At 41.0% G+C, this 24,476-nt stretch carries 19 protein-coding genes; 7 read left to right on the forward strand and 12 right to left on the reverse strand.

All coding sequences use genetic code 11. The features are described from left to right. Nucleotides 1–418 precede the first annotated feature (418 nt). The 3 genes from hisD to FBB35_RS35325 all read left to right on the forward strand — a co-directional run bounded on the left by hisD (nucleotide 419) and on the right by FBB35_RS35325 (nucleotide 2,787). Nucleotides 419–1,720 (forward strand): histidinol dehydrogenase, encoded by a 1,302-nt coding sequence (gene hisD, locus FBB35_RS01875; RefSeq protein ID WP_174708240.1) that lies wholly within the window; start codon nucleotides 419–421, stop codon nucleotides 1,718–1,720. A 342-nt stretch (nucleotides 1,721–2,062) separates the two neighbouring features. Further along, nucleotides 2,063–2,488, forward strand: coding sequence for a universal stress protein (locus FBB35_RS01880; protein WP_174708241.1), 426 nt, complete (start codon nucleotides 2,063–2,065; stop codon nucleotides 2,486–2,488). A gap of 164 nt (nucleotides 2,489–2,652) precedes the next feature. Next, the gene (locus tag FBB35_RS35325; RefSeq protein ID WP_302481005.1) at nucleotides 2,653–2,787 is read left to right on the forward strand and encodes a hypothetical protein; all 135 of its coding nucleotides are present in this window, start codon (nucleotides 2,653–2,655) and stop codon (nucleotides 2,785–2,787) included. A 532-nt stretch (nucleotides 2,788–3,319) separates the two neighbouring features. Here the strand turns inward: FBB35_RS35325 and FBB35_RS01885 are convergent. After that, entirely contained in the window at nucleotides 3,320–3,706 is a 387-nt protein-coding gene (locus FBB35_RS01885) for a hypothetical protein (RefSeq protein WP_174708242.1), read from the reverse strand. A 140-nt stretch (nucleotides 3,707–3,846) separates the two neighbouring features. Between FBB35_RS01885 and hslO the strand changes: the two genes are divergently transcribed. Together hslO and FBB35_RS01895 are read left to right on the forward strand one after the other, a co-directional pair. Continuing rightward, nucleotides 3,847–4,752, forward strand: coding sequence for an Hsp33 family molecular chaperone HslO (hslO, locus tag FBB35_RS01890; RefSeq protein WP_174708243.1), 906 nt, complete (start codon nucleotides 3,847–3,849; stop codon nucleotides 4,750–4,752). 155 nt (nucleotides 4,753–4,907) lie between these two features. After that, a complete protein-coding gene (locus FBB35_RS01895) occupies nucleotides 4,908–6,980 on the forward strand; it encodes a chromosome segregation ATPase (protein WP_174708244.1) in 2,073 nt (690 codons plus the stop codon). A 341-nt stretch (nucleotides 6,981–7,321) separates the two neighbouring features. Here the strand turns inward: FBB35_RS01895 and FBB35_RS01900 are convergent, their stop codons facing one another. The 10 genes from FBB35_RS01900 to FBB35_RS01940 form a co-directional block, all read right to left on the reverse strand. Then, a complete protein-coding gene (locus FBB35_RS01900) occupies nucleotides 7,322–8,188 on the reverse strand; it encodes an NAD(P)-dependent oxidoreductase (RefSeq protein WP_163928974.1) in 867 nt (288 codons plus the stop codon). A 430-nt stretch (nucleotides 8,189–8,618) separates the two neighbouring features. After that, on the reverse strand, nucleotides 8,619–9,806 hold the full coding sequence (locus FBB35_RS01905) for a class I SAM-dependent methyltransferase (RefSeq protein ID WP_174708245.1): 1,188 nt from the start codon (nucleotides 9,804–9,806) through the stop codon (nucleotides 8,619–8,621). A 181-nt stretch (nucleotides 9,807–9,987) separates the two neighbouring features. Next, nucleotides 9,988–10,191, reverse strand: coding sequence for a DUF433 domain-containing protein (locus FBB35_RS34150; protein WP_254625787.1), 204 nt, complete (start codon nucleotides 10,189–10,191; stop codon nucleotides 9,988–9,990). A gap of 98 nt (nucleotides 10,192–10,289) precedes the next feature. Next, nucleotides 10,290–10,676: a VOC family protein gene (locus FBB35_RS01915; RefSeq protein ID WP_174708246.1), complete on the reverse strand. Its 387-nt coding sequence runs from the start codon at nucleotides 10,674–10,676 to the stop codon at nucleotides 10,290–10,292. An 82-nt stretch (nucleotides 10,677–10,758) separates the two neighbouring features. Then, nucleotides 10,759–11,295 carry a GAF domain-containing protein gene (locus FBB35_RS01920; RefSeq protein WP_174708247.1) on the reverse strand — a complete coding sequence of 179 codons (537 nt, stop codon included), beginning with the start codon at nucleotides 11,293–11,295 and terminating at the stop codon, nucleotides 10,759–10,761. 457 nt (nucleotides 11,296–11,752) lie between these two features. Next, entirely contained in the window at nucleotides 11,753–12,931 is a 1,179-nt protein-coding gene (locus FBB35_RS34155) for a hypothetical protein (protein WP_254625788.1), read from the reverse strand. Further along, nucleotides 12,892–15,222, reverse strand: a complete 2,331-nt coding sequence (locus tag FBB35_RS01925; protein WP_254625789.1) for a DNA methyltransferase — start codon at nucleotides 15,220–15,222, stop codon at nucleotides 12,892–12,894. The genes FBB35_RS34155 and FBB35_RS01925 overlap by 40 nt, the downstream gene beginning before the upstream one ends. A 672-nt stretch (nucleotides 15,223–15,894) precedes the next feature. Beyond that, nucleotides 15,895–16,455 carry a Uma2 family endonuclease gene (locus FBB35_RS01930; protein WP_174708248.1) on the reverse strand — a complete coding sequence of 187 codons (561 nt, stop codon included), beginning with the start codon at nucleotides 16,453–16,455 and terminating at the stop codon, nucleotides 15,895–15,897. Nucleotides 16,456–16,583: 128 nt separating this feature from the next. Next, nucleotides 16,584–20,015 carry a helicase-related protein gene (locus tag FBB35_RS01935; RefSeq protein ID WP_174708249.1) on the reverse strand — a complete coding sequence of 1,144 codons (3,432 nt, stop codon included), beginning with the start codon at nucleotides 20,013–20,015 and terminating at the stop codon, nucleotides 16,584–16,586. A 209-nt stretch (nucleotides 20,016–20,224) separates the two neighbouring features. Continuing rightward, on the reverse strand, nucleotides 20,225–21,409 hold the full coding sequence (locus FBB35_RS01940) for an NAD(P)H-quinone oxidoreductase subunit H (protein ID WP_012411270.1): 1,185 nt from the start codon (nucleotides 21,407–21,409) through the stop codon (nucleotides 20,225–20,227). A gap of 525 nt (nucleotides 21,410–21,934) precedes the next feature. Here FBB35_RS01940 and FBB35_RS34160 point away from each other — a divergent pair. Both FBB35_RS34160 and FBB35_RS34165 read left to right on the forward strand, forming a co-directional pair. Next, entirely contained in the window at nucleotides 21,935–22,330 is a 396-nt protein-coding gene (locus tag FBB35_RS34160) for a transposase (RefSeq protein WP_254625668.1), read from the forward strand. A 94-nt stretch (nucleotides 22,331–22,424) separates the two neighbouring features. Further along, on the forward strand, nucleotides 22,425–22,892 hold the full coding sequence (locus FBB35_RS34165) for a transposase (protein WP_254625790.1): 468 nt from the start codon (nucleotides 22,425–22,427) through the stop codon (nucleotides 22,890–22,892). A gap of 162 nt (nucleotides 22,893–23,054) precedes the next feature. Here the strand turns inward: FBB35_RS34165 and FBB35_RS01950 are convergent, their stop codons facing one another. After that, nucleotides 23,055–24,359, reverse strand: a complete 1,305-nt coding sequence (locus tag FBB35_RS01950) for a hypothetical protein (RefSeq protein ID WP_174708250.1) — start codon at nucleotides 24,357–24,359, stop codon at nucleotides 23,055–23,057. Nucleotides 24,360–24,476: the final 117 nt, after the last annotated feature.

Below are 24,476 nucleotides of genomic sequence, written 5' to 3' on the forward strand. Positions count from 1 at the left end.
AGATAAATTTCAGGGTTATCAAAGTATGGAAACGATACTATATCGTGTCTGTACAGACGTAAACTAATGAGAAGTTAGGAGAATAAGTAAAAATTATACTCAGACCCTACCCCTGTAAATCTAGGGGATTGGATGTGCAAACACACCACCTGCACCCCGCAAGGAGTGAGGGAAAGGGCATAAGGGTAATGGGAAATGGCACACCCATATCCTGCCGCTATCCTGCTAAGGGTTATCGGACCGAGCAATAATTTAGTCGCCTTCTCAAGCAAAGCATCTGCTGGCAACCTTGAGAGTATCAAAAAAATCCAGGTTAAGCTAGAGAAGAGAATTAGAGTCAGCTTGCACACCCCAGTGGGTCAAGAGCAATACTAAATCTCAGGTGTGAATATTATAATTTTGGCATTGTCCTTATTCCATGCTGCGAATCATTACTCAGCAGGCAGACGTTACAGCAGAACTGCAACGGATCTGCGATCGCACCCATGACGAACAGGTGCTTCACAAAGAAGCAACGGTACGCGAAGTTTTGCAAGCAGTGAAGCGCCAAGGCGACAAAGCTGTATTGCATTACACAGCTGAATTTGACAAACAAACCCTAAAAGCAGAAGAACTTCGAGTTACAGGCTCGGAACTAGATGCAGCCTATCAGCAGGTGTCAAAGGAGTTGTTAGGCGCAGTTCGGCTAGCTTGCCGCCAAATTGAAGCGTTTCATCGTCAGCGAGTACCAAAAAGCTGGGTACACTTTGGCGACGATGAAGTAGTACTGGGCAAACGCTACACCCCTGTAGACCGAGCGGGGCTGTATGTGCCCGGTGGCCGCGCCGCCTATCCTAGTACAGTGCTGATGAATGCAATTCCGGCTCATGTGGCTGCTGTACCTCATATAGTGATGGTGACACCACCAGGTCCAGGGGGTGTAATTAACCCAGCAGTCTTAGTAGCTGCTCAAGAAGCAGGAGTGCAAGAAATTTATCGCATTGGGGGCGCACAAGCGATCGCTGCTTTAGCCTATGGCACAGAAACAATTCCGAAAGTGAATGTGATTACTGGCCCTGGTAACATTTATGTCACCCTTGCGAAAAAACTTGTTTATGGCACCGTCGGTATTGATTCTTTGGCAGGCCCCAGCGAAGTGCTGGTGATTGCCGATGAAAGCGCAAATCCGGTGCATGTAGCTGCTGACTTGCTAGCCCAAGCCGAACACGATCCAATGGCGGCAGCAATCTTGCTGACGACAGATGCGGCTTTGGCGAAAAACGTGCAAGTAGCCTTGGAAAGACAGCTAGTAGATCATCCACGGCGAATAGACACAGAAAAAGCGATCGCTCATTATGGGTTGATTGTCCTTGTGGAATCGCTCCAAGCAGCAGCAGAACTCTCAAATGAATTTGCCCCTGAACACCTGGAATTAGAAGTAAAAGACCCTTGGGCACTCCTACCACAGATTCGCCACGCTGGGGCAATCTTTTTGGGTTACTCTACACCAGAAGCTGTAGGAGACTATTTGGCAGGGCCTAACCACACCTTGCCAACTTCTGGCGCTGCCCGCTATGCTTCGGCGTTAGGGGTAGAAACTTTCCTCAAACATTCCAGTATTATTCAATACTCCCAAACTGCGCTGCAAAATGTGGCTGGTGCTATTGATGTGCTCGCAACAGCAGAAGGTTTACCTTCTCATGCTGATTCAGTCCGCCGCCGAATTCAGCAAGAGGAGTGATTTGGAATGGTTAATTTCGTTTAATACTATTGACAAAAGCGACTTTTGAGGTACCAGATAAAGCATTTGCTACACTGCTTTCAGGGTTTTGGCGGGCATCTACTAGACATTGCCCGCCTATTGTATTGTACTGACTGATTATGCAGTAAGCCTTAACGTCCCCAAATGACTGGCGAAAATATCTTCCTACAATATACTAGCGTCAAATTTGGGTGAAACCAATTCATCGCATAACCTCGAAAATATATACTAAGTAGGTCAATATAAAAATAATTTAGTGTAGCTGCTAACAAGTTTTACTACATACTTATGTAACGGGGTCTACTATAGGAGACGAGAGCGGTGCTAAAGAATATTTTGATAGCTCTGGATGGTTCGGAAATGGGAGAACGAGTAATTCAGAGTTTAGATAATTTGGTGTTATCAAAAGATGCCAAGGTTATTATCTGTCATGTATTTCCTACACCAGAGTCTGAAATGGAAATACCTGCTGATCGTCCTCAGCCGGAGTCCCCAACATTTTCTTATTTTCAACTGGAAAAACAGCTGCAATCCTATCAGCAAAAATTATCAGTCCCAAGTGAGTTAGAACTGGTAACTGGCGATCCTGCCGAAGAGATTATTCGTCTTGCCAATATTTACAAAGCTAACTTAATTATAATTGGTAGTCGGGGATTGATTGGCATGAAGCGAATTGTCCAGCGTTCTGTAAGCAGTCAAGTTGTGGAAGAAGCTAATTGTTCGGTGTTGGTGGTAAAACCGAATTAGAATCAGGTCAATTGAAGTATGGGATTTCACTAATCAGAGACTCAATACAAGTAAGTGGGCGTAAATAATTGTTGTTGAGATAAGGCAATAGACAATCTTGCTATAGGCAATACGTATAAGGGTTTTAACCTAGTTAATTTTTATTTACATAATTTGATTTTATTGTGCCAACTTACTTAGAATATTCTATTGCTGTCAACGATTATCTGAAAGGCACTCTCGACTATTATATTGCAGCGCCTCAAAATTTATTAGTCAATGAAGCCAAACAATCAGCTTTAGTTCGAGGTTTTACTTAACTCACTGTTGAATTAATAGCCTTGACCAATGGACTAAATCTACATCTGAACTTCTATAGCAATCCGCTTTTATTTCTGTTTGCACAGCGTGGCGTAGCCATAATTATTTGCGTATGAGGCAATAGGCAATAGACAATCTTGCTACAGTCAAGAAGTCTCTTTGAGTTGCACTAAATGTTTTCAGAAATCAAATATGAGTCCTACCTAATATATGGAGCAGTTATGACTGGTTAAGACTGGCGTTTTAGAGTTTATCATCGTGCGAATCGTCAGGTGACTCAAGACCAGAAACGCTATCAAATTCTAGAAGATTTATCTGTCTTGGTAAAAATTGTTGCAGGTATTATTTCTGATTCTTGAACTTGGAACTAGGGACATAGAGACTAAGGAAAGAAGTCGGGGAGCAGGGAGTTGGGGGCAAGGGGTTACGGGCAGAATAAAAATTAGCTCTTCCCCCTCTGCTCCCTGCTCTCTTCCCCTCTGCCCCTTGTACCCTACACCCCAATTCCCAATACCTTCACATTCAGCCGATTCAATGTCCTTGAGTTGCCAGAAATTGACGCAAGCTCAACAAACTCAAGGTTTGACCCAAATTTAAAGGCAAAAGTGAAACTCCTTCCAAGCGGGATTGTACCCAACCTTCTCCCCAGTACCACTCATGGAACCCGTCAATACCTCCACTGAGCAGCAAACGGAGACAGTTGGATTTTACAACGTCTACTTGATGATGAATTGAGACTGGCCCTGTCCAGGTTGTAAACTGAAATCCTGGAATTAGTTCTTCTGGCATTCCTGGTGCAAAGCGTTGTCCCAAAAGCCATTTTTCTAGTTGTACCGGATGCAGCAGACTATCACGAATTGAATTTGTTGGCGCTTCAATTTCGATTCGTAGTTGACTTTGTTGAAAATTACCTAGCATTTTTCTAAGATTACCTAAAAGTGAGATATCGCTATTTCTAATATTGCAAATACAATCAGTGATTATTTGAATGTCACTTTTCTAGCAGCAGAGAACTTAGAATAGAAAAAGTGAACTTGTTAAGAAATGTAAGGTTATTCATGGCGGATCAGTTAATTCGTGCAACAGCAGCCGAAGGTGGAATTCGTGCCGTAGGTGTGATCACCACACGTTTAACAGAAGAAGCACGGCAGCGACACAAGCTTTCATACGTGGCAACAGCAGCACTGGGTCGCACTATGGCGGCGGGCTTGTTAATGGCTTCTAGTATGAAGCGAAGTGGATCAAGGGTCAATGTGCGGGTGAAGGGCGATGGCCCTTTAGGCGGCATATTGGTAGATGCCGGCTTAGATGGTACGGTACGCGGGTATGTGGGGAATCCATCTATAGAATTACCTCCTAATGCCAAAGGTAAGTTAGATGTTGGTGGTGCAGTGGGTGGTGGCTACCTCTACGTTGTGCGAGATGTTGGTTATGGTTATCCTTACTCTAGTACGGTAGAACTAGTTTCTGGCGAAATTGGCGATGATGTGGCTCATTATCTGGTGAATTCGGAACAAACACCTTCAGCTTTAGTTTTAGGTGTGTTTGTGGCAGCAGGGGGAGTAACTGCGGCTGGAGGATTACTAGTACAAGTGTTACCTAAAGCAGCCAGAGATGAAGCCCTCGTAGAAACCTTAGAATCACGGGTTGCTGGTTTGGCAGGATTTACGCCATTATTGCAAGCTGGGAAGAATTTGACTGAAATCTTTAGCGACCTCTTGGGAGACATGGGCCTGGAAATCTTCTCCGAACGGCAAATGCTGCGCTTCCATTGCGGTTGTTCTTTTGATCGCGTTTTGGGGGCACTGAAAATTTTGGGAGAAACCGAACTGCAAGATATGATTGTTAAAGATAATGGTGCTGAAGCAACTTGCGACTTTTGCGGCAACGTTTACCAGGCAAGTAGCGATCAGTTAGCTCAACTAATTGCCGATTTGCAGACTGAATCTACTGTTTCAGTATAAAGTATAAAACGACACTAATTTTTGAGATTGAACATGGTATTCTGTGGAGAGGGATAATCAAAAAAAGTAGCTTTTTGATCGCGAGAAAGTTACTATGGCATCAATGGAATTATCGACCTAAAACAGAGCGCTATTCAATTATTTTGGTGTGAGAGATGACAGAGCGGGATATTCCAGACAGTTGGTCTTCAGCCAGTGATAGAGAGCCAGATCAAAACAAAAGATTATCCCGAACAGAACAATTCGGTGAAACTCAACCATTTGGTGTCCCACCTACTGGTTCTACTTCCAAGTCAGTGAAGCGGCGAAAAAAAAACGATACACAAGGATTACCTATAAATAGTCATTCAGGAGAGACTGCCAAACTCAGTAGTGCTTCTGGGAAATGGCCACGCTGGATGAAAAGCTGGACATTGTGGCTAGTACTACTAATGTTGATTCCCGGCAGTGTAGGATTATTGGCAATGGCAATGCTGCTAAAGTTGCCGGCTGCTCCTAATTGCCCCTCGATTTTCTGGCCCCTAGCTAGTGCTTCTGTGCGGCTACATTGCGCTCAGTTGGCGGCTTCTAAGCAAACAGTCAACGACCTCTTGCAAGCGATCGCTCTGGTGAAGCAACTACCATCAAATCATCCGTTGCATGGAGAAATCGATCGTTTCATCGAAGAATGGTCGCGGGATATTTTGAAGCTAGCCGATCAAAGTTTCCAAACAGGGAATTTAGAGGAAGCGATCGCTACTGCTCGCAAGATACCCGAAGATGTGGCAGCCTATAAACTAGTTGATGAACAAGTTGACAAATGGCAGTCAATTTGGACAAAGGCAGAAGAAACATACAACGGTGCGATCGCAGAAGTAAAAGAGCGGCGCTGGCAATCGGCGTTCATGTTATCCGCCAAAATGCTGCGTGTAGACAATCAATACTGGGCGGGCACTAAATACGACCAATTGAATCGTCTAATCGCCGCAGCGCGAGAAGATGGCGATAAGTTAGGAAAAGCGGAAAGTTTAGCAAGCAGCAAAGTAGTCGATAATTTACTGGAAGCCATCAAGCTAGCTGAGTCTATTGGGCAGGAAAGTTATCTTTACCAAAAAGCTCAGGAAGCGATTCCCGCATTTGGACGCAAAATGCTGGAATTGGCACAGGCAAAACTAGACAAGCGGGATGCCGATGAAGCATTGAATATTGCTAGACAAATTCCAGAGAGTACAAAACTACAGGGTGAAACAGACGACTTTATCGCCATAGCTGACGCGAAAAGAAGTGCTTGGATAGGTAACGTTTCTGGTTTAGAGGCCGCGATCGCTCAAGCACAACAAATCGATCCTTCTAGACCAGTGTATAACGAAGCCCAGCAACTGATTGCTCGTTGGCAGTTGGAAATTGAAGATGTTGCCAATCTAGAAAAAGCGAGAATGTTGGCTAGCCAGGGAACAGTCCCTAATTTAACAGCAGCGATCGCCCAAGTACAGCTTATCCCTGCTAGTAACCCCCGGGCTACAGAAGCGAGGCAAGAGATAGATCGCTGGCAGGCCCAAGTGGAGACGATTGAAGACCAACCTTACTTAGAACGTGCCGAGCAGATAGCTGTATTTGATGATATCAACTCTTTGCAAGCTGCGATCGCTCAGGCTAGCGAAATTCGTAGAGGTCGGGCATTATATCCAGAAGCACGGAAAAGAATTCGGACTTGGATAGGAAAAATTCAGCGAATTCAAGACCAACCCTACTTGGATCAAGCACAAGAACTGGCTCAGAGTGGAAATCTCACCGCCGCCATTAGCGCCGCTCAACAAATTGCCTCGTCGGGAAGGGCGCTTTCACAAGAAGCGCAAGCTGCGATAAATGATTGGGAAGGGCAAATCCGTACTAGAGAAAACTGGAAAAAAGCCCAGGAAGTGGGCGCGGCTGGTACGCCAGAAGCTTTGGTTGAAGCAATACGGCTGGCAGATCGGGTTTCAAACAATAGCATTTTACGTATGGATGCGAATCTGGCTATTGACCAATGGAGTCAGCAGTTGTTAGAAATAGCCCGCTCTCAAGGTCAGTCTGATATTGCTAGAGGGATTGATATTGCAAAATCGATTCCACGCGGTAGTGCTGCTTACAGTGCGGCGCAAGAGCAAATTAAGACTTGGCAGGATTTTTTGAATCCTAAACCTGAGCCTCAGCCTCAACCCCAGACTGAATCTCCACCATTTCCTCAATCAACTACTAATGGGCAGTAATATCGTTATTTAAAGATTAAAACCTTAATTCAGCATTTTCAAAAGGTATATCAGGGATATCGGGGTGTAAGGAGAAAACTTCCTCTTTTAAGTAGGGTGCCACAGTAGCCCTTTCAAGGTGGGTAAAATTTTTGGACAATAATTCTTCTTTTCTCTGTGTTTTCTGCGTCTGAAGTGGTTTAATAAAATGCTTTTAAACCGCAGAGGCACAGAGAAGCCAGTGTCTTGGCCGGGTTCCCCGACTTGTAGCAACTGGCGCGACGCTGAGGAGAAAGCAGAGGTTTTAAGAGTCACCTTGAAAGGGCTAGGTGTCAGAGCTAGCTTTGCCACCCTACGAAAATTTATTCACCCCATTCTTTAATTACAGAAAATAGTGATGAGTAATCATCATCAGCAAATGACATTTTCACGGCTGTTTGCAAGATTTGCCGCACACCTTTAATACTGCTGAGATCCAAACTTCGAGATTTCGCTTCCGAGATAAACAATTCTGTATCTTTGAGCAAGTGTTTGGTGGGGAAATTTGGATCGGCATAATTGCCATCCAACATCCGTTGTAGCTTTTTGTCAAAGGTAGGTGCGTAGAGTGGACTGTCACGCAAGATTTGCATAAACATATCCACATCAACACCCTGACGCTGGACAAAAGCCAGACTTAAAGCAAAGCTAGTTGTTAGGGAAGCTATTAGTTGATTTAGTGCCAATTTAAGCGCCGCCGCAGATCCTACTGGCCCTATCAGTAAAGGTTCTGTCCCAAAATTTTGGAGTAACTTTAAGTGCCGTTGATATTGTTCTGGCTCTGCCCCTACCATAACGCTCAACTTGCCAGCTTGTGCTTCCGGGATACTCCCTAATACTGGTGCTTCTAAATACTCCCCACCACCACCAACGATTGCATCTCTAATTTCCTGGCTTTCTGTGGGAGTAATTGTTCCCATTTGGATGATTGTGCGCCCTTCCAAAGTTTGCCAAGAAGTATCTGAAAGCAACACATTATAAATGGCCGGGGCATTAGTCAGCATGAGGATTACGCACTCAGCAGCACGAATGGCGTGGCGGGGATGTGTAGCAATTTCAGCCCCAGCTGCTTGTAGTGGTGCTAATTTTTCTGGGGTGCGATTGTAGGCAACTAGCTGTATATCTGCGGCTAATAACCTTTGAGCCATTGGTAGTCCCATCAGTCCAGTTCCCAGAAATGCCACCTTCATTTTTCATGTTCCTTTAATACAGCGTAGGCGTAGTCTGTTGTAGACATAGCATTTGCATTGTTTGATTTTAATAAGCTGTTCCACATTGAAATTGCATAACGTGGGCGGCAAGATACCCACCCCACAAGAGTTATGTTTAATTAGATTATGCAAATTAGATGTTTTTTAGCTTATCAGTTATCAGTGAACAGTTATTTCTGAACACTGATAACCTCTATTTGTTGACTATCCACCAGCCGCAAAAGTCACCATAATTATCACTGACAGTAAAATACCAGGGGTAAGTAGTGTTGCTAGCATTAGCAGGTCATGAGTTGACATAATTATTACTTTGGTAGTGTGTTTAACTTTACAGTATTCACTGTTATGCTAGTCTAAATAATATTGATACTGCATTCTTAAATAGAGTTTTAACTTTTCAAATTTACCTTTACTCTGGCAGGGTCAATCCTTTGAGTTTTTGAGAAGTTTCTTTATTGTCCAGACCTTTGCTCTGAATTAAGACTCCAAAGCCGCCTAGTCCTGTGGGATCTATAAGTTGGTGTAGTGCATCCCGATGCTGTAGTAACTGCGAGAGAGGTTGCTTTTGCTCGGAAAGGGCTGCAATGCGATCGCCTAACCCCAACGCCATCAAAAATAATCCCTGCTGAATAAAACCAATATTCTTTAAATTGTACCGTTCGCCCCAGCGTTCCAAAGCTGTAAAGTCAACATGGGCTGTGATATCTTGTCGCCCAATATTAATATAAGGGTTGTCATGGAAACGATGATGGTAATAACACTGTAGGGTTCCTTGCGAGCGCCTGGGATTATAGTAACGGCTGGCGGGGTAGCCATAATCAATTGTTAACACATAGCCGCGCTGCAAGCGGTCTGCTACTATACTCAACCAGTCACCAGCCGCTAAATTAATTTCACTACGGTAGCCATCGGGATATGCACTTTGGGTAAAGTTCATTTCCACTAAGTCTAAATATTCAGCCAGTTGGGGGGTTGAAGATTCTCCTGTGACTTCTACAAATGATGGGCATGGGGCATTAGTTTCTTTGTCATTACTATCTGTGGTTACATAAATTTCTCGAAGTTCGCCCGTTTCTAGGATGAATTGATGTACGGGGAACGCATCTACTAACTCGTTAGAGAAAAAGCAGCCTGCGATCGCATTTGGTGGTATCTCCTCTAAATTACACCAACGCACGGGTAAATCTTGTAAGCGTTGTTGCTGTTCTTGTCTTAAAGTTGGAGACTTTTCAACAATGATGTACTCTAGGGCGGTAAAAAAATCTGGATAGTGCTGTTGATGATATTTAAGGATATGCAATGCAAGCAATCCTTGACCTGCCCCCATTTCTACCAGAGAAAAAGGTACAGGTTTTCCTAAAATCTCCCACATTTGGAAAAATTGCTCTGCTAGTAATTCGCCAAAGTCAGGACAGAGGTTAGGAGAGGTGAAAAAATCACCACCTTTAAAGCCTATTTTGAGTGCATCGCTGGAATAGTAGCCGTATTCAGGGTGATATAGTGCCAAATCCATGAATTGGGCAAAAGTAATTCGTTGCTGAGGACTAGTGGTAATATGATTTGCGATCGCTGCACACAGCGCTGGATTTGAATCCATAAAATTTCAGATTTTAGATTTTCTCATCAGTCAAGAAACGCAGTATCGTAATTTACCCTTATGGGTTGCGTCTTGCTAAAAGGCGATCGCGCGCTCCAATAGGATTAAAACGCTTTTCAGCTTCCTGTTGAACCTCCGCAGCAAGCCTTTGACGCTCTCGAAGGTAGGCATCAACCTCAGCTTAGTGTCCTAAGTAATAACCAATCACCAAATAAATATCCCAAAGATGAAGCGATGGGTACTGTTCTCTGATCTCTTCTGCTGTAGCCCCTTCAAGGAAAGCTGTAACGACTGTATCTAAAGTGATGCGGGTTTTGCTAACTCTAACAACGCCATTTGCATCAGTTACAAGGGGAATCGGGGTAACAGTAGGAACAAGTAGCATCTTAATATCTGGGCAGTGCTGTTTTCCTATGGCCAGTATAAGCCCAATCTAGAAGTAGCAATCTAGATCAAGACATCTGCTAAAAGTCAATTTGTTACTTAGCCACTCACCAACGACACTAGCACACCATTGGGATCACGGACACGAGCAATAGTTTGTCCCCCATGAGTTTTAGGGGCATCTAATGCTTTTGCACCCGATCCGATCGCTCTCATGTAAGCACTGCCAACATCAGGAGTGATAAATGATATCTCGATTAATGCCGATGGTTGTGTGGGATCGTTGGGATGGAAGCCACCAGGAAATAACTTCTGTGCTTCGCTACTAGAGGAGAAAGCTAGTGTGGTGTTTCCGGTTTCGATTTCGGCCCAGATAGATTGCCCTTTATCTTGGAGAGTGCGACGAACTAGACCAAAAGCTTTCTCGTAAAACTCAACTGTTTTAACTACATCTTCTACCCAGATGACCGTGTAACCAAATTTCACAGTTTTTTCTCCTTATCTAGAAAAAGCAGTGTTAGCGGGGATTTATGCTACTTAACTCTATGCGATTTGAATACACAGTAACTTAACTCTCTAGAATATTACGATCTGTTGCTAAAGTTTGTGCCCCTGTTTGCATCATTTCTATATCTGATGACGACCAATAATGAGGCCCTTGGCAGTGATGTGCTACTAGCAATCCCCATAATCCTCTAGGAATCAAAATTGGTACAACTAAATTGGCGCGAACCTGCAAATTGCTCAGAAAATCTCGGTGACAGGACTGGATTGGCTCTAATTCAATATCAGCGATCGCTTTTACTCGTCCTGCTGAGTATAAAGCAGCATACTCATTGTTAAAACAATCATCTGGCCCAGTAGAACCTAGTATTGAGAATTCTTGAGAACTTAAAGATTCAAAAGTTACTTGACCTTGCCATTCCCTGTAAAAATAATACAACACCACCCGATCGACTTGAAGTGATTCTCTGAGTTGATTAGTTGTTTGCCGCACTAACTCATCGCGCTGCATTCTTTTAACAAGGCGGTCTAGCAAAATTTGCAAACCCTGTTTACGGCGATCGCGGCTGTGGTTAAATTCGGAGTGAGGATGAATTTGCACGGTTCTAATATGACTACTAAGTAAATGCTGCCGGATTTATATAGTAATTTATTACACTTTATTTAAATACATTTTTGTATTGATGGCAGCAATTCAATTTTAACGAAATAGAATACTAGTAAACCTCTCCGTCAATTTAAAATAAATTATTAAGAAGTAGCATTTTTTAATCTACACTAGGGAAGATACCAAATTATAAATTTAAAGTTACAGATGTTTGAATTTTAAAGATAATATGCATCTTAAGTTTTTTATAGTATAAATTATTGGTTGCGATTTAATCTGCAAGTTTTCACTAAATCACAAGTTAGTTTGTATTCATAGTTACAGAAAATTATCAGTCATATAGTTTAAATAAGACCAAAACACTTGTAGAGACGGCGATTTATCGCGTCTCAAAAACCCAAAATTTTTACCAGTAGTCCTTAACCCAAGCCTATTGCCAGCTATCTTTGCTTTAATGAGTTAATGCAAGTCTTTCTGATTCTGCAAACATTGGGGCAAAGTTACGGTAAGCTTCTAATGCTGCTTCTTTAACGGTTGCATTCACAATGGGAAATGTTGTGAGGATGTAGCTAAATTCATCTTCAGTTAAACCGTAAAGGTGTGCTACCATTCCATCGAGTTCGGCGCGGAGTTTAGCGCGTTCTGTTTCGTCGGTAACGCCTTGTTGATGGGAACCTAAACCGACTTCTTGCGCGAGTTCGTCAAATTCTGGTGTGGTGCAGATAAGTTTGGCAGCGCGTTGTACAATATCGTTGAAGCTGCGATCGTTTTTTGTTAAACGTGGGACGGGTGTCTGATAAACATAAAACATATTACAATGCGCTGTTACTTTTTGGCGAATTATAAAATCGTAAGCAAAGCTATTAAGTACAGCGCATACAAACAGCAATTCATTCAGCTTTGGAAATGGATCTGCCAACACTAATGTGTTTCCTGCAAAAATCTGAGGTGGTAAAATCCCTGCAATCATTGTCCGAATATCTGTATTACGTGCTACATCCCTATAGCCTAGACGGTAGTTTTGATAATCAAACTTTTGACCTTTATCTACTTCATTTCGTTTTAATAATGCTTTTCTACCTTCGCGTTCATCTATCCAATACCTTGCTTCAGCAAAGATATGAGTGAACTGATGAATTATTTTACCTTCATAGAGCGCTAATGTACCTTTCTCTGGCTTTTTCTTGAAAAGAAAAGCATCATCAGTCATATTAAATTCACGATGTAGTTCTAAGTTCCATTTATCTTCAACTTTTTCACCCAGCAATGGGAACTTGGTCATTTTATCAGCAATGTGAAAATCAAGCTCATTTTTGAACTCCATTACAGAGAGAGAATCAGGTGATAGCTTTCGTACTAAGTCAATACTAATAGGTAAACCATTATTTTTGGGAAACTCTTGCAGTTCTTTGACATCTTGCCGCATAAAAGCAGCAGGAAATTTTTCTGTTTTGCCTTCTTTCTCAAAAGTTAGAATAACAAATTTAAAACTCCGATGAACCCCTTCAAAAATTGTTTTGCGATTTTCAAAGCAGAATAAACCAGTAATTTTAGTATTATTAAATAGCATTTCTCGAAGCTTCTTAGCTCCTAAATCAGTATAAATACCACTTGTATAACGATACCACATTCACCACCCTGACGTAAGAGATTAAAACATTGTTCTAAAAACATTTTGTAAAGATTAATATCTTTACCGTGACGTTTACCGTTAATTATAGGAACTTGATTTTTATACTGTTCAGCAAATCTAAAATACTCTCTTTGATGGTTGTAATCGCTTTGATACTTTAACCATGCTTTTTGTATTTTTGTATCTATTAATAAACGTTTTAGTTCAACCTCGAAATCTTTGATGTCCATCTTTTTCTTAGACACGACATCACTGTATTCAGAGCAAAATTCCTTAGCATCAGGCTGAAAAGTTTCCCACGGTGGATTAGTGATAATTGCATCAAAACCGCCGCGTTCTAAAACCTCGTTAAAATGATAACCCCAGTGAAACGGCTTCAAAGCTGCAATATCCTCAACCTTCAAAACACGCTTATGTGACTTTCCAGTTAACTGAACTTCCTCATACTTGATACCCAAACGCTTACTAAACTCATCCAACAGCAAAAGATTTAACTTTTCTTGCGATTTGTTGTTGAGTTGTTCAATATTTTTGCGGAGGTGTTTCAATCGAGTATCTTGAGGTGTATCTGTATCGGGTAACGCTTTAGGTAAAAAAGCATGTTTTTTGTACAAATCAACAGATTTATTTTTTTCTTCGAGAATTTTCTTATAATTATCTGCGGTTAAAGACTGTAATAGATTTCCTTGTAGTGAATTTCCTACCGCATCAAAAGCAGTATCATCTACCCGAATTAAACCAATTAACGAATTACCCGCCATAATATTAAAATCAATATTAGGCAATGGTTCTAACTCTTCAACATCGTGAGCAGAAGAAACCAAAGCTAAGAAAAGGCGCAGTTTCGCAATTTCCATTACTTCTTCCATGATATCTATACCATAGAGGTTATCAGAAACAATAAGTTTTTTGATAAAATAAGGTAGTGATGGATGGGAATTTTCTATATCTTCAAGCTTCTTTTTGAGAGTATCATCACCCATCAATTTAATGGTTCCAAACACAGCACTATAAACTTGGATTAGCGTCTTCATCCCTGCAACAAGAAAAGCACCAGAACCGCAAGCTGGGTCAAGAATTGATAAATTAGGAAGAATATTTTCTATTAACAGATGACAAACATTTGTATCCAGCTTGATGAGAAGCTCGTTAATATCTTCAAATGACTTATACTTATCAGATAGCGCATTATTTACGCGGTCTACAATTAACTTGTGAATAGTTCTATCACAGAGATATTCTGTAATCTGTGGTCTAGTATAGTAAGCTCCAAAAGCCTTTTGATTGGTGTATTTTTCAAAAATGTAACCTAAAACATCAGGGTTTATCTCATCGTCTTTACCTTCTGGCGTATCATCCAGATTCCAAGAATAACGCCCAAATAAATCTAGAACTTGCTCAAACGCCTCATCAACTATAGAGATATCATATTTATCTTCAATATGATGCTTGAGAAATAGTCCACCATTCAGGTACTTAACCTTTCCTACCAATTCTTGTACAGATAAATCGCGTTCAAACTCAGGTTTAGCAAAGCTTTCAAAAAACAAAGCCTTGAGGAATTCGTCATAAAAACGATTTTCAGCTTTTTGTTTGCTTTGTTCTAGCTTATTTTGCAGATAATTTAAATCTTTGTTATCAATAAAACCCTTACGCTGGAGAAAATAAACAAACATTAGACGGTTGAGAATTACCGATGTATACCAACGTCTATCTGTCTCGTTATCAATTCCTTTAACAAACAGTAAAAACTTCTGGTGTTGCTCTTGAAATTCCTTGTAAAACTTCTTAGTTACTGGCTCAACATCAAAACCGCGTTGTAATTTATAAGCAATTTCGACAACCGTCGGTTCACCATGTTCTAATTCAGTAATATCAATAACTAAAGAACCAAGCTTGCTTAAAAATAAGTCTCCTGGTTGACCTTTCACATATAAGTGGTCACGAACGTAGCTTTTACTTCCTTCTCGTTTCACACAATACCAAAGACTACGTGTGCGTTCTTCAGTAATAAAGATTAGGAGATTTTCAGCTATAAGTTTAGTAATTTCTTTATGAATAGCATTTCTAACTTTAGCCTCTGGTATATTCCCATCTGCTGCGGTGACTTCAAAGATTGCAACGCCTGAAAGTTCAGCAATCTTTTGGTATCGATACGTATTATTCTCAATTTTTAAACTTACAGGTTTTTGCCTGGAAGGTTTAGACCAACCTAATTCTTCTATAAATAAATCACTAAATTGAAAGTTATTGAGTAAATCGCGGGTTCGTTGAAAATTCAGAGACATAATTTACCATGCTTAGAAAATAAAACCCAAGCATGGTAATTTTGCCATTCGGAAAATAAATCTGTGGCTTTAAAAATTAAGTCTGCGCTGGCGGACTTTAAGTAACTCTTTTTATATGAGTTAAATTTTTACCATGCTTTTTATACTTTATAAATCCTTTATATCAAAGTAGGTTCAGGGATATTACCTGAGTTCTATAAATGCCGACTTTGTTTTGTATAAGCGTAATTTTTAATTACCAAGTATATTTGCTGATTACTTTATCAAAATGCCTAATTGCTTTATAAAAATGCCCGTTTACTTTCTCAAAATACTGAAATGCTTAATAAAAACAAGCTTTGACTTATTCAAAAGGTGATTTGACTTATTCATTTTGGTGTTTTCCGCAAGCAAAAGCAGCTTTGACTTATTCAAACTCCAGTTTGCTTATTCATTTTGGTGTTTTCCGCAAGCAAAAGGAACTTTTACTTACTCAAAAGGTGATTTGACTTACTCATTTTGGTATTTTCCGCAAGCAAAAGCAGCTTTGACTTATTCAAACCCCAGTTTGCTTTCTAATTTAGGTGTTTTCCACAAGTTCCCAAAGATGCGATAAATCGCCGTCTTTACAATAATCAGTCCTTTGTAGAGACTGCGATTTATCGCGTTTATTGCCTTAACCGAATAGTCTCGCTATTTAACCTTTAACCAACTAAATATATTTGCTGGCGTAATTTGCCAGTCTGCTAATCCATCAATAACAGTCAATTTATCATTATTATATTTTACTTCTGGCAATTTATTAGGTTGAAATACCATCACTGATTTATCATTAGAGTCAATAAACCAACCTAGTTTTGTACCATGATTAATACAGAAAATAATTTTATCAATCACACGGTTAGGAAATTGGTCAGGTGATAAAATTTCAATTATCCAATCTGGATAAATTTCAAATTTATTGGCAATTTCTCCAGATTCATCAATAACAAGCCGTGACCACTCAAATACAGCAATATCTGGAACTAAAGAACGTCCTCCAAATGTGCAGCGTAATTCAGTTAATGCTAAAGCCTTTTGCTCAGATTCGCTTACCTGATTAATCTCAGTTGATAAACGAGTTTGGATTCTGCTATGTTTTCCCTGCGGCATTGGTTTTTGGTAGATATTTTCATCAATATATTCGCTAGCTGGTTTGGTTTCTGGTAATTGCAAAAACTCTGTTAAAGAAAGATTAGATGATAATATAACCATAAAAATTACTCCTAAAATAGTTAAATTATATCTTTAAATATAACAAAGACGCGATGAATCGCCGTCTCTACAATAATTAGCTCTTTGTAGAGACGGTGATTTATCGCGTCTATTGCCTGAACGAAAAATTACGAATTACAAAATAATCCCAGTGAACAAATAATTTGAGGTTCTCGTTTTTCTAATTCTTCTGTGACAATACACAAACGGTCATCCATCCGTAACGCTACGACTAACTCAGCTAACTGCTGATTATTAATACCGCTTCTCAGTTGACGGTTGAGAGTATCAATGGCTGACTGTCGCAAAGGATAACGGTAAATTTCATCAATTGCTTTTAAAAGTTCTTCACTAACAAATAGTGTTCCTTTCATTTCTTGAATATAACTCTTCAATCGTTCATAAGTGCGGAACCTTGCACCTGATGGCCGTCCTAATTGACCACCTGCATTCTTCTCTTCTTCAGAAATCAATTCAGCACCCTTTTTTACTAACTCGTGATGTTGTTTATCTCTGGGTATCGCTGGAGTAGATTCTTCACACGCCGCTACCCGAAGAACTGCTAATTGTGATTGAGTAACGCTATTTCCATCGCGGTCAACATAAATTAAAGAATCATTTCCTTCGGTAGTTTTCATATAAAGCAATACTCCCTCTGGTTGCACAGGTTGCGGAGTATGGGCGCGGGTAGAATAAACTACATTTTGCATTTCTTCAATGGTTTTTTTCAAACCTGGATTATTATCAGTAGCTTTTTTCCAAATTTGAAACGCTTCAGAAGTCAAATCAACTTCTGTATCTTCTTCACCATCTAAAATTCCAGATTTCTCGTTGTATAAATCAAGAATTACTCGTGCATCATCATCTTCAAAAAAAGCTTCATCAGTTCCCACCACCTCAGCATTTTCTTGCAGTCGTTTGCGGAGTCGTCCCCGCAAATTAATAATCCGTTCCACTCCCTCGGCTGGTAAAAAAGAATAACAGAGAATTTGGTCTGCATTTTGTCCAATGCGGTCTACCCGTCCGGCGCGTTGAATTAAGCGAATAATTGCCCAAGGTAAATCCCAATTGACGATAATTGCACAGTCTTGCAAATTATGACCTTCACTCAAAACATCAGTGGCTATTAAAATCCGCAACTCTTCTGATGATGAAATTTGCTCTCGTTTTCCATTACTCACAGGGCTAAATCTTCCTGTCATTACTGTCGGGTCTTTAGCTTGTCCTGTCACTCCGGCGACGTTAGTCATAAGACTCGACTGTAAATTCTCTACAAGGTAACGGACTGTATCAGCAAACTGAGTGAAGATTAGGACTTTATCTTGAGGGTGAGTTTTTGTTAGCAGTTTAATTAAAGCTGCAAGTTTTTCATCCTTTTGAGGATTCCACTCGCCACACTGTTGCAGCACATTAATCAGTGCTTTGGCATCTTCTAGTAAATCATGTTTGAGCTTTTTTATATCAAAAAGTGTAGAACGCAGCCATTTAAATCTTCGATGATATCGAGTTCTATATTCTTGATAAATTGATTCTGCTCTTTGACGAAAAACCTTTTCTGTTTTAGATGTTTTATCATCTTCATTAGAAAAAACAGTTATTTCTCGTTCTCTCTCCACTTGCAGCGAAACTGTAGAATCATCTTCTTCCGTTTCTGTATCAAATAAAGCTGCTACAATAGAATCAGCATCTTCATCATTATTACTCGTATCTAATAACTCAGCCTCTTGAGTTCCAATCGGAATATCAAGCCCTTGTTCTAAAGCATATAAATAAATGAAGTTCCGTAAAATATGGCGTTCAATTGATTGGATAAAAGCAACAACACTACTTTCTAAACGTTTAAATAAATTAGTGCGCGAAAAACCCATTAATCTCCTCCCGCCACGAAATAAGCTATTAATAAAACGTTGTTCGGTGTCTGTAGGCGGCTGTTTGGATTTAGCAATAATGTAATTCCCTAGCCCATAACGCGGTAAATTTAGTTGATTAATTACTTCTATTACTAACTCCGAATAAAGACGAGCATAAAAGTCTGTATCAGAACCTTCTAAAGGAAACTTGAGACTACGAGGCACACGCTGGGGAAAATAAGAATGTCTCCCATCAGAAAATTCTAAATATTTCCGTCCTGTTTCATCTGTACGGGCATAATTTTCTTTAATAAAAGAACGAGTGCGCCGCACCATATAACGCTTCATCAATTCTCGCCAATCATCAGGGTGTTCGCTTTTCTCAAAAGCCGCTAAAGAACGGACTGAACATTGATGCTTTCTAATAAACTCTAATTCTCCTACCGAACTGCCACCGAGTTCATTTATTAAAGCTTCTGGTCTTAATCCTAAATCTTGGTCTTCTGGCACAAATAGCCGCAGTTGGGCGGAAAGGTCAAGATAACTTTTATTGTAAGGAGTTGCAGATAATAAAATACATTTACTTTCGTTAGCTGTAATATATTCTATTATCGTTCGATAACGTTTACCTTCGCGGTTACGTAAATTATGACTTTCATCAATTAACACAACTCGGTAACGCCGCAGTTTTGGTAATTTATTTTGTACTTGACTAATTGGCATAATTTCGGCAAGTAACCGATAGTTATTTACATATTCTTGCCACATTGGTACTAAGTTTTTTGGGCAAATAATCAGTGTTTCTAAATAACAATCTTCTTGTAATATCTTGGCTAAGGCAGTTCCAACTAAAGTTTTACCCAAACCGACCACATCACCCACTAACACGCCACCACGCCTAGTTACATGACGTGCTGCTAGCTGTACGGCAGCTTTTTGGAAATCAAATAAGTTATTAAATTCGCGGGGAATACGAAATTCTGAAAGTCCGGCGATCGCTTCGTGGGATAAGTGGTAAGCTATCTTAAGGTAGATGTAGTAAGGCGAAACTGGCTCTTGCCTAGCCCAACTTTGGTCAATAATTTCTGCTAATTCTTGAGAAATATCTACACAACCGTAATCTTGCCAGCGATCACTAAACCACTTTTGTAGTTTATTACAAGCATCGTGGTCTAGAATATCAACATTCAACTCCCCTTGTTTTGCCAATCCGGGAAGGGTTAAATTACTACTACCCAAGAATCCCACAGTTGGGGTATTCGGGTCATTGCGATGCACAAGATATAACTTGGCATGGAGAGAATGACGCAAAAACAGTTTAATAATTACCTTCTGACTTTTTAGCTGATGACTTAACCGCCGCAACCCCGCTTCATCCTGATTAGTCGGCGCACCGATAGTCAACTGCTGACGAAATTCCGCCGCCATGCGTTTTTTAAACCGCACGATGGCACTATTGTCAATCCTTCCATCACCACTAACAAAGCTAAACGCTGCATGAACTTCATCACTGGGTAAACTTTGCATCCCAATTAGCAAACGACAACAAGCATTTTCACTACCAACGTACTGTTCGATTAAGTCATCAATTCTTCGCCAACCTCTGAGGTTGAAGTAGCCAACGCAAAAGTCTGCGCGATAAGATACTTTGAGAGTTTCTCGTAAAATCGGCAGTAGTTGTAAATCAATGTTGTCAAATATCCGGGGCATTATTTGAAACTCATAAATATTTTGTACATCTGTTATATGTCTGTTATATGAGTAAAAAATATTTCCAGCCAGATTAGAGACGCAATAAATCGCCGTCTGTATAAGAATCAATTCTTTGTAGAGACGGCGATTTATCGCGTCTTCAAAAATAAAAAAAGAGCAGTTGCATAATACAACTACTCAAAAAAATAATTAGATAGCTATTTACTCTACCTATCCACAGAACCCATAATTACGTCAACACTACCGAGAATCACCACAATATCTGCAACCTTCATCCCGCGCAGTAAATGTGGAACAATCTGGAGGTTGTTGAAATCTGCGGCGCGAATCTTCCAACGTGCAGGGAAGACATTATCATCGCCAACCAAATAAATTCCTAATTCACCTTTGCCACTTTCTACACGGGCATAGATTTCACCCTTGGGAATCTTGAAGGTGGGAGAAACCTTTTTACCGATGAATTGGTAATCAAATGCGTCCCACTCAGATTTTTTACCTGCGGCTAAACGCTTCGCTTCCAGATTTTCGTAAGGGCCGCCAGGAAGTCCTTTAATTGCTTGGCGAATAATCTTTACAGATTCGCGCATTTCCCGCATCCGCACCACGTAACGGGCAAAGCAATCACCGGCGGTTTCCCACTGCACATCCCAGTCGAAATCATCGTAACATTCGTAATGGTCAACCTTCCGCAAATCCCATTGCACTCCAGATGCGCGTAACATTGGGCCAGAAAGTCCCCAGTTAATTGCTTCTTCACGGGTGATAGTCCCAATACCCTCAACACGTCGCCGAAAGATGGGGTTATCAGTTACTAAGCGTTCGTACTCATCAACTTTGGGCAATAAGTAGTCGCAGAATTCCAGACACTTATCTACCCAACCGTAAGGTAAATCGGCTGCTACTCCACCAACACGGAAGTAGTTATTATTCACCATCCGATAACCTGTGGCAGCTTCCCACAAATCATAAATCATCTCCCGTTCCCGGAACTGGTAGAAGAAGGGAGTTTGTGCGCCTACGTCAGCTAGGAAGGGGCCAAACCATAGCAAGTGGTTAGCAATGCGGTTCAACTCCAGCATGATGACGCGAATGTAGCTAGCGCGTTTGGGGACAGCGACACCTGCAAGCTTTTCTGGGGCGTTAACAGTGACAGCTTCGTTGAACATTCCCGCAGCGTAGTCCCAGCGACTAACGTAAGGAACGTACATTACATTAGTACGGTTCTCAGCGATTTTTTCCATTCCCCGGTGCAAATAGCCGATGACCGGTTCACAGTCAACAACATCCTCGCCATCCAGAGTCATGATTAGCCGCAGAACCCCGTGCATTGAGGGGTGGTGTGGCCCCATGTTTAGCACCATTGGTTCAGTGCGGGTTTCTAGTCTGGTCATAGATTTCGTGTTCTCCTGTTGTGTTCGTGTAGCGTGCTAAAGGCAAAATTCTGAATTGAACCGCCCAGATGCCAACCAGACCCGATTTATCTAGTCTGCCAAGCCAAAATTAAGCTTGCAGGAGCAATACTTTTAAGAAAACTGCCTTTAAGGCGTTTATAATGTATTGCCCATATAGGGGTATGTTGGAGAGGGAGTGACAGAGGAGGGACTTTACTTGATGTTTAATTTTGTTGCACTTCTTCAACTATTATATGGAAGCTTGATCTGCACTTAATTAAGGCATCGGATTTTTTTATAAGGAAGATGCGGAGAATGGGGAAAGCGGTGAAACTAGGAACCCAGTCTACACTTTTTTACGGGAATAGGAACGGCGAAGCCAAGGCTGGGTAGTTCACATTAATCTGTTACGAACAAGATTTGGCAGACTACTCTGAGAAAATCTTGCGTGGTATTGCTTGTATAGCGGTTATCAGTCTACTTCAGTACAGTAGGAGAGAGCAATTCTACTGATAATTGGTGGTGATGAAAGCCTACTCTCTCGACTTGCGTCAAAAAATAGTTGATGCTTATGCCTGCGGTGACATTTCCCAACGAAAACTGGCTAAAAACTTTGGTGTCACCTTAAGTTTTGTGCAAAATTTACTCAAACGCCATCGAGAATTGGGGATGATAGGCCCCAAGGTGCGGACTGAGCAGACAGCAACAAAGTTGAATGCTGAACAGTTAGAAATCCTGCGCCAACTCGTCATAGCACAGCCCGATGCGACGTTAAGCGAATTGCGGGAACGACTTTACGAGAAAACAGAGGTCTTAATTGGGGTAGCTACGGTGAATCGGATGGTTCGCTGGAAACTTCACCTCAACCTCAAAAAAAAAGTCTCCACCTCACAAAAAAAGGTAGTGATGAAGTCCAACTAGCCCGATTTGAGTACTGGAAACTCTTGAGGGGGATACCCGTCGAAGAGCTGATTTTCTTAGATGAATCGGGAGTTAATCTGTCCTTCATCCGCAAATGTGCCCGCGCCTTGCCTGGCCTTCAGCCTATGCTCAAAAGCCCAACCGCAAAGGGAAAAATGTCTCGGTAATTGGTGCAATTAGCTTGAAAGGACTGCTCACCCAATGGAGTGGCTTAGGTTCTATCGATGCTTTGACTTTTGATGCCTTCATCGCCCAAAAGCTCGTACCCAAACTTTGGCCTGGTGCAGTGGTGATCATGGATAACTGCTCAATCCATAAAAGTGATGAACTTGAAGCTTTGCTCATCGCTGCTGGCGCTCATCTCATTTATCTCCCCCCCTATTCTCCCGATTTTTCACCGATTGAGAATTGTTGGTCCAAGATTAAGAACATTCTCCGTCGCATCGGTGCAAGGACATACCCTGATTTACTCCAGGCATTAGATACGGCATTCGCAGAAGTGACAATAGAGAATTTGCTGGGTTGGTTTACTCACTGCTGCTACTGTACCTCACAAGACTGATAACCGCTATAAATATGGTAACAATAGCCATGAATATCAGATGGCTGGAGGTATTCGTAAAAGCAATCGCAAGCGTACTGTACGTCAAAGCGTGGTTTTGTCGAAGTAAGTAGGTGCATTACTGCGATCGCACTCAATTAGCGATACCATCAAGGTCTATAATTATTGATTTTGATTATTTGAGACCACAGTACTGGTTTTGTCATTTTCTAGTTCTCTCATTAAAGAATCAAAACCACTAGCGTTGTTTCCACCTTTAGACAATAAAGACTGAATTTTATTGATTATCGCACTCATATTGTCAGAGAAAAATCTACCAAGATTATTCACAAAGTTTTTCAGTTTCTCAAATATACTAATTTCTACAGTTGAGTACTTATTAACGATTGGATATACAACTTTTCCTTTTTCTGTTTCATAGTACTCTTGTTCAGGCATCAACATAGATGTAAGTGGCTGCATCTGTTTTGCCATATCTGCTTCGGTTCGCTTATGGCTGAGGAATAAAACATCGTAGACCTTTCCGTTCCAACTAGCCCAATAATGGTTTTGGAAAAACCACCGCTTCCCATCATCACAATTAGGCTTTTTGCCTTGGTATGGAGTAACTCCCGCTTCACTCAAAAAAGGTTTGGCAATGCTTTCAACTGTTATTTTTTCGATGCCGAAATATTCTTCTGCAACTTTTTTAAAAGCACGAGCTAATGTCTGGCAATCTCCTTCTGGAGAGCCTTTCAAGAGAGTTTCTTGGCTCTTGCTCACCATTGTGTATTGAAATTGGATATTTCCAAAGTTTTTGAATAGTTGTTCTAGGATTTTATCTTCTGGTAATGTGTCGTCTATACCATTTACTAATGTTTTGGCTAGTGAGTAATCTTGTAAAAATTTTTGTTTTTTATTTGCTGAGTTATTTGCTGCTAATATTTCTTCAGAGCTTGCTGGCTCGTTTCTGCTACCTGGTAAGGTCGTCTGTTGTCCTTCCTGGCTTTGCAAAGTAGGTGGACTAAGTTGGCTGACAACAGAAGTAGCTACTCTATCCGCTTCTTGCTCATAGCGATCTCCTTGTTGACCGATAGTGAGTTTTGGCTGTATTTTTGGTTCCCAAAGGGGCTGCATTTGTGCCAGCGATACAGTATCAGCACGTTTTATAGCCATTTTGTCAATGTTATGACCAAACTGAAAAGAGTGTTCCTTCCCTTGCTGCAACGACTCATTCATCTTGGTCTGTAATACTGTGAGTCGTTCCTGTCCGTCTGGCGTGATCGTGCCATGCTTGGCTTGGATTTGGAGTTTTGTTGCCTCGAACTGATACTCTTGAAATTTCTGATTCTCTACTTTTGCCTGTACTATAGACTTGTTGGAGCCAAGTTGAGAGTGAGTAGTTAACAAGTGCGATCGCAACTGACCTTGTTCTGACTTAGGAGCGGATGAGTCAGCTTTTTTGTGGATTTGTAGCCGTTCTTTCATCGCTGGTTTCAAAAGTCAATAGTGGTTAATCTATATATTATGTCACTTCAGATTGCTTGATTACTTATACTTAAGTCGAATACTGTTAAAACGTATCATCCATTTTTTCTACAAGAC

The organism is Nostoc sp. TCL240-02 (assembly GCF_013343235.1).
Classification (GTDB): domain Bacteria; phylum Cyanobacteriota; class Cyanobacteriia; order Cyanobacteriales; family Nostocaceae; genus Nostoc.